The following is a 13,866-nucleotide window of genomic DNA, read 5'->3' as shown; positions in this document are numbered from 1 at the left end:
GTCAGACCGCAGCTGCCGCCAGGGGCTGCCGGTCCGCTGCCGGGTCGTCACGGAGGAACCGGTCGGCGGTCCGCAGCGACAGCGCCATGATCGTCAGCGCGGGGTTCGCGATGACGGCGCTCGGGAAGACCGAGTTGTCGCAGATCCACAGGTTCGGGACGTCCCACGACCGACCCGCCGGATCGACGACGGACGACCCGGCGTCGGCGCCCGCGCGCGCGGTGCCGATCGTGTGCGCGGTGCGCTCGAGCACCCGGACGTCGGTGCCGCCGGCGGCTTCGACGATCGCGGTCATCGTGCGGACCGCGTGGGCGCGGATCGCGTCCTCGTTGGCACCCGTCGAGAACGTCACCCGGGCCCGTGGCACCCCGTGCTCGTCGAGCTCGTCGGCGAGCACGAGGCGGTTGTCGTCGTACGGCAGGCACTCGGCGTTGATGCCGACCCCGGCCGCGCGCGGGTAGTCGCGCATCGCCCTGACGAGTTCGGCGCCGCGCAGGCCCCCGCCGCGGACGAGCGTCGTCGCGAAGGTCAGCGGCTGGACCCCGAGGCTCTGGATCAGGTAGCCACCGGCGAAGTCGGCGTCGGCCGGACGGACGAAGTCCTCGGTGATGATCGACGACGGGTAGCCCCGGTACGAGCGCATCGACTCGTCGAACGTCGCCCACACCTGTGTGGCCCCGTGGGCCGTGAAGTTCCGGCCGACCTGACCGCTGCTGTTCGCGAGGCCGGTGTGCAGCAGCAGGCGCGGCGTCTCGACTCCGCCGGCGGCGAGCACGAGCGACCGGCACCGCTGGCGACGCTGACGACCGTCGCGCGTGTAGAGGACCGCGCAGACCGCGCCGGCCGCGTCGAGCTCGATGCCGTGCACGAACGACTCGGGGCGGATCTCGGCGCCGAACGCGACCGCCGCCGGCAGGTACGTGGTGTCCATCGACACCTTCGACCCGTTGCGGCAGCCCTGGTGGCAGGACCCGCACGACACGCACGCCTGCCGGAGGCCGTGGTGCTCCTGCACGCGGTCCTCGGTGGTCAGCGCGACCGGGGCGTCGGTGGCCGTGATGCCGAGCGCTGCGGTGCCGCGCATCATCATGTCCGACGACGCGTTCCGCGCCGGCGGGCCCATCCGGTACCGCCGGTCGGGGTCCCACGGGTAGTGCGCCGGCCCGGCGACGCCGACCTCGTGCTCGACGCGCTCGATGTACGCGGTGAGCTCGGCGTGGTCGATCGGCCAGTCCTCGCCCTGCCCGCTCTCGGTGCGCAGGCGCAGGTCGTGGACGCTCGGGCGCGGCGTGAAGGCACCCCAGTGCAGGGTCGACCCGCCGACCCCGGTGCCGCTGTTGTTCGGACCGAACGCGGTCGGGGCCGAACCGCCGCTGATGCGCTCGTCCATCCAGTTGATGTCCGCGGGTGCCTCGACCTCGTCCGGCAGGTGCTCCCCGGGCTCGGTGTTCCGCCCGGCCTCGAAGGCCACGGCGGTGAGGCCCTCGCGGGCGAGCCGGGCCAGGAGCGGGGCGCCCCCGGCCCCCGTCCCCACCACGACCACGTCGACGACCTCGTCGTCCTGGTAACGCCGCTGTCCGTCGAGTCTCATCGTCCTGCTCCCTCGGGTTCCCACGCTTCCCGTTGCCCGGCACCGAGCAGCTGGAAGCCCTGCTTGCGGACGCCGTCGCCACCGTTGGCGAAGCCGTCGTAGTCGATCTCGGACATGGTGGCGGGGTGCGCGAGCCACTGCTTCACCAGGTCGACGCTCGCGTCCTCGGCCCACGTCCGGAGCTGGTCCGCGTCGAGCGGGCCGTCCGCGCGGTACCGGCCGGCCGCGACGTCCTCGAACACGGCGGGCAGGTCGGCCTCGGTGACCCGGGCGAGCGCGTCGAGCGCACCGCGGTAGGCCTCGAGGTCGGTCGGCATGCCGTCGCCACGCCAGCCGTCCCCCCGGCCGGCCGCGAGCTGCGTGTCGACGCGGAGGGCGAGGTCGACCTCGCGCTCGCCCGGCTGGGGCACGACGATGCGGGCGACGGCGCGCAGGGTGTCGAGCTGCCGCGGGCTCAGGGCGCCGGGGGTGGCTGCGGGGTCGTCCGCCAGCGCGCGGACGGCGAGCACCCCGCGCGTCCGGGCGCTCACTCGCGGTGACGCGATCACGCGGGCGTTGCCCGCGGGGACGACGGGGCCGTGCGCGATGCGGCGCGCCCAGAAGCCCCGGACGAGCGCGGCGACCTCGACCGGGCGCTCCCAGGGCAGCAGATGAGCCGCGCCTGCGACTTCGTGGAGCTCGGCGGCGGACCAGTGCGGCAGGGTGAGGCGTCGCTGGGCGTCCGCGGCGAGGTCGCCGTCCTCGGCGCCGGCGAGCACGAGTGCGGGGACGGGGTTCGGCTCCGCGGTGGTGGACCAGTCCTCACGGCTGCCGCGCAGCAGCCAGTCGCGCCACGCTCGCGGGTCCGTGCGCTGCACGTCCTGCACGGCCTGCTCGTACCGGTCGGGCGGCAGCACCTCGGCGGTGTTCGCGTCGACGAACTCGGCCGCGTGGTGCGGTCCGACCGCTCCGTCCTCGGCCCAGGCGAGCATCGCCGTCCGACGCTCCTCGGCCATCGGTTCCGGTGCGAGCGGCGAGGCCGCGAGGAGCACGACGGCGCGCAGACCGAAGAGGCCGTTCGCGCCGGAGACCGTGCGGTCCGCCACCACGGTGGCGACCTTGCCGCCCATCGAGTGACCGATGAGCGCCCACTCGGTGGCGCCGCTCGCACCGATGGCGCGCTCGACCAGCACGGCCATCTCCTCGACGGTGGTCCCGCCGGACGCCGGGCTCCGACCGAAGCCCGGCAGGTCGATGCCGACGAGGTCGAGGTCACCGGCGAGTTCCGAGCGCAGCAACGCGAACTCCTCCGAGCTCGAACCCAGCGCGTGCAGGCAGAAGGCGGTCGCTGTCATCCTTCGTTCCTACCGTCCGGATCGCGCGGGACCCAGGCTCCCGTACCCCGGTCCTGTACCCCGTTCGCGTCCCGGGGGCGCGGTCAGGAGACAGGGTGCTCGTCCCCCGCCAGCAGCACGGACGCGCCGGGTGCGGCGTCAGCGCGCGTAGGCGTCGACGAACAGCGCGCCGCGGAGGTCACGCAGGGTGTCGACGAGCCGGTCGAGGGTGCGCCCGGAGAGCCCGGAGACCTCGAGGTCGTACGGCCCGAGTGCGGGCAGTCGGCCGGTGCGGATCCGGACGACCTCCCACCCGATCGCTCGCACCGCTCGGTCCTTGCGTCGGTCGGTCTCCTGCCTCGGACCGACGTGCTCCAGGCCGTGCCGGCCGGTGCTGTCGTACTCGATCGCCACGCGGAGCTCGGGGAGCACGATGTCCGGCCATGCCTCGACGTGGTCGAAGAAGGGCCGGTCGAGCCGGATCGCCGTGTGGGCGAAGGTGAACGCGAAGCGCTCCTGCAGCGCCTGGCGCAGGTCGGCCTCGACCGCGGAAGCCGTCGCGGGGGCGCACACACTGGTGAAGGACTCCCCCGACGGCAGCCGAGGCGTCTTCGTGCAGATCGACCGGGGCACCGGTTGCGCGACGCGTCCGGACCGGGGACGGGCGGACCGAGCGCGTGACGACGCCACCGCGCCTGTCGGGAGGCCGCCGGTGGCCCGCCCGCCCGCGAGCGCGCCACCGGCCGCAGGGGGCGCACCACGCGCGGGAGCCGCCGGGAGCGTCTGCCGCCCGCGCACCCGCTCGACCCGCTGGGGCACGGGCACCGTCGCGGGCCAGTCCTCGGGGAGCACCGGCCAGCGCTGCGGCGTCGCCTGCAGCTGGCACTCGGGGCACCACACCGACCGTCGCCGCTCGCGGCCCGGACGGGACCGCTGCTCGGCGGGCGTCGCCACGAAGACGTGTCCCACGTCGCACTCCCACGTCAGCAGGACCTCGGCCGCCGGCGGCACCTGCGTCAGCACGACACCGTGGTTCCACTCCGGGTGGTACTGCCGGATGAGCACCGGGTACGACGCCCAGGCCGACCGGAACGCACCGACGGGGTAGGGCACCGCCGTCCCTCGCGACCACTGGCGCCGCCGCCACCACGCATCGACCGGTTCGACCACGCCGTCACGCTAGGCAGGACCACCGACAAGGGCGCAGGTCGGTCGGCGTCGTGGTCGAGGAGGGCTCGAGACGCGGGGCGCGTCGCCCGCGGTCAGGACCCGAGCGCCTTGCGGACGTGCGCGACGACGGCGTTCGCGTGCCCGTGACCGAACCCGTGCTCAGCCTGCAGCCACGCGACCACCTCCGAGTGGCGGTGGTCGGCGAGCCGGTCCGCGACCACGTCGAGCCAGTCCTGCACGGGGCGCCCGTACGTCTTCTCGATGCTCGGGAAGTACGAGGCGGGCCCCTTCGGCCTCGACCCGTCGGACGGCGGTTCCGGCGCGGTCACACGGTGTGACGTCATGGGCGACACGGTAGCCGTCCGGGGACGTCCCACACCAGGGGCACCCTGGGCCCGGTCGTCCGCACTCCCGGGGGGGTCACCGCCGCGGGACGCCGTGCCGGCCCCGCCGGAGTGTCCCGCTGGGCTGTTCCCCGAACCGATCCGCGTAGGCGGCGGCGAAGCGCCCGAGGTGGGACCACTGCCACCGGCGGGCGACCTCCGCCACCGTGTCGTCCGCCTCCGGGGCCTCGAGATCGCGGCGAGCGCCCTCGAGACGTTCCGCACGCAGCCGTGCCATCGGCGATTCGGCGAAGCGGCGGTGCATGGCGTTCTGCAGTCCGCGCTCACTGATGCCGACCGCGTCGGCGATGTCGCGCAGTGTGACGGGCTGGTCGGCGTTCGCACGGATCCACTCGGCGGCGCGGGCAGCGGACCCGCGCTCGGGCCGGGTCTCGTGCCGGACGACCGGGAACGCCGCGACGACCGCATCGGCGACGTCGGCGTTCACCGCCTGCCGGGCGGCGTCGTCGAGCGTCACGTCCATGAGTCGGGGTCCGTGGGACCGGATCACCCGGCGCAGCGCGGCACGGGCAGGTTCGTCGCCGGGCTGCATCGCGAGGACCACGGGCCCGACGGGCAGGTGGTCGCGACGCAGGAGCGCCCGCCGCACCACACCGTCGGAGAGGTGGAGGAGCGTGATCGTGCGCACGTCGGCCGTGAAGCCGTACCGGCGCGAGGCCGAGACGAACGTCGGGACGCCCGGCTCCACCACAACCGTGGCACCGTCCTCGAGGTCCTGCATCGTCGCTGTGCCGTCACCCGTCCAGAAGACGACGTGCTCGGCACGCGGTTGCATCACACCGGACCGTGTCCCCTGCACCTCCGCGCGGCGCACCGACACCTCGGCATCCCCTGCCCCGAGGTACCGGAAGCGCTCGACCCCGCCTGCGACACCCCCGCTCGTGCCGTACGCAGCGTCGAGCTCGTCACCGTGGTCCGCGCTGCTCTCCTCCACGCGGAAGCGGCGGAACGTCGAGCGTCCCGACCGAGGTGCCTCCAGAGTCACGGACGCATCGTCTCAGCCTGCGGGACGCCGAGCGCGCTTTCCGGACAGCTCCCCCCGGGCGGTCGGGGGCGTGGGGCCGCGGAACGCCCCTGGGCGGCGGCGTCACCACCGGATGCGGGCGAACTCCTCGCGGAGCCGTCGCGCGCGACCCGGGTGCACCTGTTCGACCCAACCGATGCGGCCGAGCAGGTGGGCACGGAAGTCGGGGTGCCCGGCTCGGTCCTGCGACGCCGGCCCGTGTTCGGCCGCGTTGTGGAGGATCGCGTGCAACCGGTCGACCTCGCGCCGACCGGGCGAGGTGCGGTCGTTGACGACCACGCCGGTGACGGACTGACGGGTTCCGCGCCGCCTGGCGCGGGTCTTGTGCGGGTTGAGCCGGTACCCCTGGTCGGCGACGATCCGTCCGACCCCGCGCAGGAAGGCGTCCGGCCGGGCCGCGAGCCGGTCGCCGCCGCTGAAGGTCAGGTCGTCCGCGTACCGGCTGTACCGGGCTTCGCTCGCGGCGGCCCACCCGGCGAGCCGGGCGTCGAGGTGGCGGAGAGCCGTGTTCGCCAGTGCCGGCGAGGACGGGGCGCCCTGGGGCAGGTGTGCCGCGGCGAGCGCCTCGCGGAGCGCGGCGCGTTCCTCCGGTCGACCTCCCGGGGGCATCCTGGTGAGCACGTGCGGCGGGACCCGGTGCGTGCAGAGCCCGGTCAGGACGTGGGCGAGCGGCTCGGCGTACCCGGCAGACCGGAAGACGCCGTACACGTTCGGCGCCGTCACGGTCGCGAAGAACGAGGTGAGGTCGGCGGTCAGCACGATCTGCTGGCCGGTGTGCAGTGCGGCCCCGGTGACGACGCTCCGGTCGTGTACGAAGCCGTGGACGGCGTCGTGCACGGGCAGCGTCACGAGGAGTCCGTCGAGGATCCTGCGCTGGGTCCGGCGGAGCAGGTCCATCGGCTTCTCGAGCAACCGCGGAACACGGCCCGGTCGCTCGACCCACTCGTGCCGGAAGTGGTGGAGCGGGCTGTCGGGGTGTGCCTGCCGGTTCCAGGCTCGGGTGTCGGCGAGCCAGAGCAGTCGTCCGAGGGTGACGTCGAGGGCGCGGGCGAGTTCCGGCAGCGTGTCGACGAGCAGCGGGCCGTCGGTGACGGCCCGGGACCGGACGGGGGTGGCGCGTCGGGCGAGCACCCGGACCGGTCGGCGCTCCGCACGTGACCGGTGCAGTTCGACGAGCCGCGGGGCTGCGGCGAGCACGCGGCCGAGCTGACGCGGGGCGTCGACCGGCGGCCGAGGGTGGGAGTCGAGGGCGGTGGCGACCGCCAGACCCACGAAGGCGCGCTCGATCCCGACGACGGCGTACCCGGCCGCGGTCAGGTCGTCCGGTGTCCACCCGTCGGCGGCCAGGAAGGCGTCGGCGAGCGCCGTGGCGACGACGTCGAGGGGCGTGGGGTTCCCGGAGGACCCGTCGGTGCCTCCGTGCGGCGTCGCGCGCGGAGCGCGCCGTCCCGCTCGGGGCGTGTCGTGGTGCTGGTCCCGCGTGCCCCGGGGTGACCCCGGAGAGGTCGACGCGTCGCGCGCGTCGGCCGCCTCCCCCGGGAACTCCACGCGGTCACCCTACGACGACCGACCGACCGGCCGTCGGTCAGACCGCCCGCGTCGCGCCCGTCACGGGGCCCGGGGCCGCGTCCTGGTCGTCGGCGGCGTGCAGGACCTGCTCCGCCTGTCCGAGGAGGTGCCGGACGGCCAGGCCGATCGACCGCGCGCCGACCACGGCGACGAGCACGCTGAGCAGGGTGAGGACGACGGCCACCGTGACCGGGGCGCCGGGCAGGTCGAGCACGCGGAGCCACTCGACCGTCGCGGTCGTCACCGCGGCGGCCGGGAACACGAAGGACCAGAACCCGAGTGAGAACCGGAGTCGGACGTACCGCGGGAGCAGCGCGACCTGCACGAGCACCAGGAGCCCGCCGAGCCCGGCGACCGCCTGCACGGGCAGGGTCACGGCGTCGTCGGTGAGGGCGAACAGGGCGACCGTGGCCACGGCGGGGGGCGCGACGAGGATCGTCATGGTCGGGACGAGGGGCCCGGGCAGGGCGGGGCGGAACGCGAGCCGGATGAGCAGGAGTCCGGTCATCACGCCCCAGAAGAACACGCCGACCCCGAAGCACGCCCAGGACAGCCACCCGACCCCGACCTCGTGCGTGGCCACCGCGGCGACGAGCGCGGCAGCGACGGTGGGCAGGAGGTACCCACCGTGGACCGACTCCAGCGCGAGGCGACCCTCGAACCAGGTGCTGAGGAGCCAGCCGGCGAAGCCCGCGGCGACCGCCACCGACGCGAGCACGACGACCGCACCGGCGAGGGGCGCGGAGCGGGCGAGGTCGACGCCGAGCAGCATCGCGCTCGCGGGGACGAGTGCGGCGAGCGGCCCCTGTGCCGGGTGCCGGAGCTGGTCGACGAGCCGCTCGCGGACCCGTGCGCCGCGCAGCACGTGGGCGCCGACCAGCCACAGCCAGGCGAGTCCCGCGACCGCCCAGAGGACCTGCGGGACCAGGCCGGGCAGCCGCAGGACCGGAGACGCGACGGTCCAGGCCTCGGCGAAACCGGCGAGCCCGAACGGGACGGCGAGGGTGTTGAGCGGGATGCGCGAGGTGGGGCGTGGCATGACGGTCCCATTCTCCCCGGTGGTCGGAGGTCGGTCGCGCGTCGTGCCGGCCGGGCGTCCGCCGTCCTCGCCCGCGGCGTCGAGGTGGTCCTCGTCCGCCGGCAGCGGGCAGGCCGACGGGAGGCGCGGTGCGTGCCCGCACCGCGCCTCCCGTCCGGCAGGTGGGCGCCTCAGCGTCGCGAGCGGCCGAGCACGACCGTGCCGACCACCGCGGCGATGCCCGCCCACACGAGCGGTCGGGTCACCCGGCGACGCTTCGCCACCCAGCCGCCGTCGGTGGCGTTGTGCGCGTCGGCGGGCTCGTACAGGTTGCCGTCGCTCGGCACGCCCTCGCCGCGGAGCGCGAAGGTCTCGACCATCGGCTTCGTGATCTTGTGGAACAGCCCCGGGAACACGTACTGCAGCGGCACGAGCGACGCCTGGATGCGACCGACGAACCGGTAGCGCTTGGGGTGCAGCGCCGCTCGCACGACGGCCTTCCCAGCGCGCTCGACCGACACCGTGGGCGGCAACGGGTGCGAGGTCTTGCCCGTGTAGTTGGCGCCGTTCTGGTAGATCGGCGTGTCGATCGTCGACGGCAGCAGGGCGGTGAAGTGGATCCCGGTACCCTCGTACTCGTCGCCGAGGACGTCGACCAGGCCGAGTGCCGCGTGCTTGCTCGTCACGTAGGCCGACTGGTACGGCGCCGACAGCAGCGACTGGATCGAGCCGACCAGCACGTAGGTGCCCTTCCCCCGCTGCTTCCAGTGCGGCAGGAGGGCGGTCACCGCGTTCAGGTGCCCGTACAGGTTGGTGTCGACGACGCGCTTGAACGCCTTCGTCGGGGTCTGCTCGAAGAGGCCGTAGACGAACAGCGCCGCGTTGCCGACGAAGACGTCGATGCGGCCGTACCGCGTGGTCGTGGTGGCGACGAGGTCGCGGACGGCGTGCTCGTCGGCGACGTCGGTCGGGACGGCGATCGCCTCGGCACCGAGCTCGCGGCACTCCCGGGCGGCCGCCTCCAGCGATCCCTGCCCGCGTGCGGCGAGCACGAGGGTGGCGCCCTGCCGGGCGAACTCGTGCGCGGCGGCCCTCCCGATGCCGCTCGATGCTCCCGTGACGACGACGATCTTCCCGCGGAACCGTTTGGTCATGCCTGCGTTGCTACCCGGCGGCGGCTGCGGTGCCGTCCAGGCGCCCGTCCCCCTCAGCGGGCGCGGCGCGGCCACACCGTGTAGCTGACCGCCCAGAGCAGCTCGATCCCGAGCACGACGCCGAGGACCGGGAGCCAACCGACCAGCGCCTCGGTCCGCGCCCCCGTGCCGAACGCCAACAGGAAGGCACCGACGACCGCCGCGGCGATCGCGACGGCGAGGAGGGTCCGCAGCACGTCCGCCCAGCATGCGCGGGTGTACGCCCATCCGGTCGGTCGCGCCGGGAGCGGCCGCCCGTCCCGCCGGTGCGCGAAGCGGGCGTCGGCCCAGGCGACCATGCGCTTCCCGTACGCGAGCGAGACCCCGATGTACAGCGCGGCGAGCCCGTGCATCCAGTCGGCACGCCCGCCCTGCGCCAGGTCGAGGGCCGTGACGGCGAGGAGCACCGCGTCGATGACGGGCGCGAGCGCGAGCACGAGCGCGCCGGCACGGGGGCATCGGGCGACGTAGCGCAGCGCGAGGCCCCCGACGACGGCGACCCAGAAGCCGACCTCACAGGCGATGATGACGGCGATCAGGACGGGGACCTCGTTTCGAGTACGACTGTGTTCACAAGGCGCATGCTAGTACAGATGTGTACGATCGGCACGTGCCCCGGCTCATCGACCACGACGAACGCGACCGCGAGATCGGCGAGGCAGCCTGGCGAGTCCTCTCGCGCGACGGTCTCGCCGCGCTCTCCGTCCGGAACGTCGCCGAGGAGGCCGGGATCGCGACGGCCTCGCTCCGACGGGCCTTCCCGACGCAGGACGCACTGCGGGTGGCGTGCCTCCGGCGGGTGTTCGAGCACGTGCAGCGTCGGCTCGACGCCCTGCACGCCGCGCGCGGGCCGGGCGACGACCCCGTGGAGTTCGTGGTCCGCTGCCTCCGGGAACTGCTCCCGCTCGACCTCGAGCGACGGACCGAGGCGGAGGTGTGGGTGACGCTCGGCTCGCTCGCGCTCACCGACGACGCTGTCCGGGCGGCGTACGACGACGCGCACGCGCTGCTCAGCGACGCGTGCGCCGCCCTCCTCTCCCTCGCACGGACGACCGCGGTGACGGACGACCGCGTCGGCAGCGGTACGGCGACCGACGCCGCACGCCTGCACGCCCTCGTCGACGGCCTGGCCCTCCACCTCGTGCACGCTCCCGCCGACGCGGACACCGCCTGGGCGGTCGACGTCCTCACCACCGAGGTCCGACGCCTCGCCGCACCGCGCGCCGGGTGAGCCACACGCAGGACCTTCCGGCGCACGGGGCCGAGGTGCGACGATGGGCGCATGCCGAAGGACGAGCTGACGGTCGCGGAGGCGACGGCGATCGCCGAGCACGCCCGCTCCGGGGCGCTGCCGCTCGACGACCCTGAGGTCCGCCGCGTCGTCGAGCAGGCGAACCGGACGCTCGTCCGAGCACAGATGTGGGGCGAGGACCGCAGTCCGAGACTCCGCCGCCGACGGCGGTGGCTCGCCGTCGGAGCACTCGTGACGGTGCTCGTCTGGGTCGCCGGTCTGCTCGTCCCGCTGGCGTTCCGACTGGGATCCTGACAGCGCACGACGATCCACTGAGCGCGCCTCAACACGCCCGGCCCCCGGAGTGGGGTTGCCCGCCCGCGGTGCTGCGGGGTTGACTCGACGGTGTGACGAGCACCGCCGACCGCCCGTCGTCGGCGAGGACGTGGACGACCACCGTCCGCGACGACACGGGGCCCATCGTGCTCGCCGGCCTCAGGAACTCGTGGGCGCCGCTGGCGAAGCAGACGCTCATCGCGGCATTGATCGTCGGCGCGGCCATCGGGAGCGCGTTCTCGCCCTGGCTGCTCGTGACCGACGCCCCCTGGATGTGGACCGGGGTGGGCATCGCGATCGCCGGCCTCGTCTTCGCTGCCGTCGCGACTCGGTGGCCCGCCGTGCTGCGCGTGGAGCTGCTCATCCCGGCCATCGACTTCTTCGCGGTCGGCCTGCTCCGGTACGGCACCGGGGACAGCCGGTCGGTCTTCACCACGATCGTCGCGCTGCCCCTGATCTGGGTCGCCGCGAACCCCGGTCGGTGGAACATCCTCTGGCCGGTGCTGGGCACGGCCGGCACGCTCATGCTGCCGTACCTGATCGCCCCGACGCACGCCCAGGGCAGCGAGTTCGTCAGGCTGTTCACGGTCGTGGTCGTCTTCGGAGCGATGGCCGCCGTCACGAACGAACTCGCACGCCAGGCGAACCTCCAGCTCGCCGCCGTGCAGCGACGCCGACGGGTGGCCGAGGGCGAGATCGACCGCGCCGCCCTGGTGCAGCAGTCCCTCCTCCCGACCAGCGCGACCGGGCTGCCGTCCGAACTCCGGGCAGTGGGCGTCTGCATCCCAGCGCGGACCGTCGGTGGGGACTTCTACGACTGGTTCGCCACCCCGGGCGGCGCGGCGTTCACGCTCGGTGACGTGATGGGCAAGGGTGTGGGCGCCGGGATGATCGCCGCTGCCGTGCGCTCGCTGATCCGCAGCACGGTCGACGAGACCGACCCCGCCGTTGCGGTCCGCCGCGCGGCGACCGGGCTGGCGACGGGAGCGTCCGACCTGACGAGCGGGCAGTTCACCACGTGCTTCCACGTCCGCGTCGACCGTGACGGCCACGCGCGGTGGGTGGATGCCGGGCACGGACTGACCCTCCTGCGGAGCGCCGACGGCACCGTCCGCGCGCTGCGGTCCGGGCACCTGCCGATCGGCGTCGGCACGAGCTGGACCGCGGAGGACACCTTCCTCGAGGCCGGTGACGTGGTCGTGGCGGTGAGCGACGGCGTGCTCGACCTGTTCGGCGGCGACCTCGACTCGCTCGACCGGTTCGAGACCTGGGTGGCCGAACGCGCCCACCCGCAGCAGATCGTCGACGGCATCGCCGACCTCGCCCACGCCGGCGAGCACCCCGACGACGTCACGGTGCTCTGCGTCGCCTACCTGCCCTGACGACGGTCGCCGGGGTCGGTGCTCGTCCTGCGAACGGGGGACTGGCGGCCGCGTGCAGCACGGGTCATGATCGTGTGTCCCGTCCACCGTCGGGGCGCCCCCGCGCAGGAAGACCACCATGGCACCCGACCACGACCCGTCGCTCCCCCTCGACCGCCGCCGGTTCCTGACCCTCGGCGTCGGCGGGGCGGCCGTCGCCGCCACGGTCGGCACCGCGCTCCAGGCGGCACCCGCGAGCGCCGCGACGTCCGGGGCCGTGCTGCTCGCCGCCGACGAGTTCGACGGCGCCGCCGGCACCGCACCGAACCCCGGCATCTGGCGCTTCGACACGGGTGCCGGTGGCTGGGGCAACGCCGAGCAGCAGACCTACACCGACTCGCGTCGCAACAGCGCGCTGGACGGCGCCGGCAACCTCGTCATCACCGCCCGGCGCGAGGCCGACGGTTCGTACACCTCCGCGCGCCTGAAGACCGAGGGCACCTTCACGGCCCAGTACGGCCGCGTCGAGGCCCGCATCCGGATCCCCCGCGGGCAGGGCATCTGGCCCGCGTTCTGGATGCTCGGCGCGGACATCGGACAGGTCGGCTGGCCTGCGTGCGGCGAGATCGACGTGATGGAGAACGTCGGCTTCGAGCCGGGTACCGTCCACGGCACGATGCACGGACCCGGGTACTCGGGGGCGAACGGACTGTCCGCGGCAGCGACCCTGCCGAACGGCGCCGCATGGGCGGACGCGTACCACGTCTTCGGTGTCGACTGGCGTCCGGGCTCCGTCACCTGGCTCGTCGACGGGATCGCGCAGCGCACCGTCACCCGCGCCGACGTGGGCTCGTCACCGTGGGTCTTCGACAAGCCGTTCTTCGTACTGCTCAACGTCGCCGTGGGCGGGACGTGGCCCGGGTCACCGGACGCGACCACGCGGTTCCCGCAGCAGATGCTCGTCGACTGGGTGCGGGTCTGGCAGCAGTCCTGACGACCGACGTCCGCTGCTCAGCGTCGAGCGCGCGCCAGCAGCCAGAGGTACGTCGCGTGCCCGACCAGCGCCAGCCCGAAGAAGACCGCGGCGACCGCGTACACGCGGTCGAGCTCGCCCTGGCCGATGACGAGCATCACGACGCAGAACACGACGGCCGCAGCGAGCACGCCGACCTGGATCGTCGACCAGACGCGACGGAAGCGGGGCATGCCGGAGTCGTCCACGATCCCATTCTGCCCGACGCAGAGCGCAGGCCCGCCGTCACTTCTCGGGGTCGTGGCCCCAGTTCATGAGCGAGTACCGCCACCTCGAGTCGTGCGAGTCGCCCTTCGGTTCCTGCTTCGAGTGCCGGGCGACGTAGCCGACGACCTTGCGCATGTGGGCGTAGTCGTCGGCGGTGTGGTCGCCCTGCTTCTTCTCGAGGATGCGGACGATGTGACGACCGCTCTCGTGGCCGGTCGACTCGCCGCCGCCGTCGGACTTCTGCCCCACCGCCTTCGACTCGTCGGTGTCGAGCCACCGCTTGAGCTCCGACGCCGTCATGTTGACGGCGTCGCCGAAGTCGTCGCGCGTCTGCTGCTCGTCGTGCTGGTCGTGGTCGTTGCTCATGCGCGTCAGCGAACGCGCGGGACCTGAGCGTCGCCGCAGGGGCACATGTC

Annotated in this window: 15 protein-coding genes; 4 read left to right on the top strand and 11 right to left on the bottom strand. The window is 74.1% G+C overall.

The window, feature by feature from the left end:
* Window position 1 precedes the first annotated feature (1 nt).
* The 9 genes from DEJ22_RS06760 to DEJ22_RS06720 all read right to left on the bottom strand — a co-directional run bounded on the left by DEJ22_RS06760 (window position 2) and on the right by DEJ22_RS06720 (window position 9,719).
* Window positions 2–1,591, bottom strand: coding sequence for a GMC family oxidoreductase (locus tag DEJ22_RS06760; protein WP_111225900.1), 1,590 nt, complete (start codon window positions 1,589–1,591; stop codon window positions 2–4).
* Complete coding sequence (locus DEJ22_RS06755) at window positions 1,588–2,925, bottom strand: alpha/beta fold hydrolase (RefSeq protein WP_111225899.1); 1,338 nt, start codon at window positions 2,923–2,925, stop codon at window positions 1,588–1,590. The genes DEJ22_RS06760 and DEJ22_RS06755 overlap by 4 nt, the downstream gene beginning before the upstream one ends.
* A gap of 138 nt (window positions 2,926–3,063) precedes the next feature.
* The gene (locus DEJ22_RS06750) at window positions 3,064–4,074 is read right to left on the bottom strand and encodes a putative endonuclease domain-containing protein (RefSeq protein WP_111225898.1); all 1,011 of its coding nucleotides are present in this window, start codon (window positions 4,072–4,074) and stop codon (window positions 3,064–3,066) included.
* A 92-nt stretch (window positions 4,075–4,166) separates the two neighbouring features.
* Window positions 4,167–4,418 (bottom strand): DUF4287 domain-containing protein, encoded by a 252-nt coding sequence (locus DEJ22_RS06745; protein WP_111225897.1) that lies wholly within the window; start codon window positions 4,416–4,418, stop codon window positions 4,167–4,169.
* Window positions 4,419–4,494: 76 nt separating this feature from the next.
* Window positions 4,495–5,463 (bottom strand): helix-turn-helix domain-containing protein, encoded by a 969-nt coding sequence (locus DEJ22_RS06740; RefSeq protein WP_146241658.1) that lies wholly within the window; start codon window positions 5,461–5,463, stop codon window positions 4,495–4,497.
* A gap of 102 nt (window positions 5,464–5,565) precedes the next feature.
* Window positions 5,566–7,050 (bottom strand): reverse transcriptase family protein, encoded by a 1,485-nt coding sequence (locus DEJ22_RS06735; RefSeq protein WP_111225895.1) that lies wholly within the window; start codon window positions 7,048–7,050, stop codon window positions 5,566–5,568.
* Between the two features lie 37 nt (window positions 7,051–7,087).
* Window positions 7,088–8,110, bottom strand: a complete 1,023-nt coding sequence (locus DEJ22_RS06730; RefSeq protein ID WP_111226380.1) for an SLAC1 family transporter — start codon at window positions 8,108–8,110, stop codon at window positions 7,088–7,090.
* A 170-nt stretch (window positions 8,111–8,280) separates the two neighbouring features.
* On the bottom strand, window positions 8,281–9,243 hold the full coding sequence (locus tag DEJ22_RS06725; RefSeq protein WP_111225894.1) for an SDR family NAD(P)-dependent oxidoreductase: 963 nt from the start codon (window positions 9,241–9,243) through the stop codon (window positions 8,281–8,283).
* A gap of 53 nt (window positions 9,244–9,296) precedes the next feature.
* Window positions 9,297–9,719 carry a hypothetical protein gene (locus DEJ22_RS06720; protein ID WP_349775160.1) on the bottom strand — a complete coding sequence of 141 codons (423 nt, stop codon included), beginning with the start codon at window positions 9,717–9,719 and terminating at the stop codon, window positions 9,297–9,299.
* 173 nt (window positions 9,720–9,892) lie between these two features.
* Here DEJ22_RS06720 and DEJ22_RS06715 point away from each other — a divergent pair, with 173 nt between their 5' ends.
* The 4 genes from DEJ22_RS06715 (at window position 9,893) to DEJ22_RS06700 (ending at window position 13,204) form a co-directional block, all read left to right on the top strand.
* Window positions 9,893–10,513 carry a TetR/AcrR family transcriptional regulator gene (locus DEJ22_RS06715; protein WP_111226379.1) on the top strand — a complete coding sequence of 207 codons (621 nt, stop codon included), beginning with the start codon at window positions 9,893–9,895 and terminating at the stop codon, window positions 10,511–10,513.
* 51 nt (window positions 10,514–10,564) lie between these two features.
* On the top strand, window positions 10,565–10,828 hold the full coding sequence (locus tag DEJ22_RS06710) for a hypothetical protein (protein WP_111225892.1): 264 nt from the start codon (window positions 10,565–10,567) through the stop codon (window positions 10,826–10,828).
* Between the two features lie 92 nt (window positions 10,829–10,920).
* Complete coding sequence (locus tag DEJ22_RS06705; protein ID WP_111225891.1) at window positions 10,921–12,231, top strand: PP2C family protein-serine/threonine phosphatase; 1,311 nt, start codon at window positions 10,921–10,923, stop codon at window positions 12,229–12,231.
* 118 nt (window positions 12,232–12,349) lie between these two features.
* Window positions 12,350–13,204, top strand: a complete 855-nt coding sequence (locus DEJ22_RS06700; protein ID WP_111225890.1) for a glycoside hydrolase family 16 protein — start codon at window positions 12,350–12,352, stop codon at window positions 13,202–13,204.
* 17 nt (window positions 13,205–13,221) lie between these two features.
* Here the strand turns inward: DEJ22_RS06700 and DEJ22_RS06695 are convergent, their stop codons facing one another.
* Window positions 13,222–13,431 carry a hypothetical protein gene (locus DEJ22_RS06695; protein ID WP_146241657.1) on the bottom strand — a complete coding sequence of 70 codons (210 nt, stop codon included), beginning with the start codon at window positions 13,429–13,431 and terminating at the stop codon, window positions 13,222–13,224.
* Between the two features lie 37 nt (window positions 13,432–13,468).
* Window positions 13,469–13,816, bottom strand: a complete 348-nt coding sequence (locus tag DEJ22_RS06690) for a DUF3140 domain-containing protein (RefSeq protein WP_111225888.1) — start codon at window positions 13,814–13,816, stop codon at window positions 13,469–13,471.
* Window positions 13,817–13,866 lie beyond the last annotated feature (50 nt).

It is taken from the genome of Curtobacterium sp. MCSS17_007, assembly GCF_003234175.2.
In the GTDB taxonomy this organism is placed as follows: domain Bacteria; phylum Actinomycetota; class Actinomycetes; order Actinomycetales; family Microbacteriaceae; genus Curtobacterium.
Note: the sequence above shows the minus strand (reverse complement) of the source record. Positions and strands in the feature narration are given on the sequence as shown.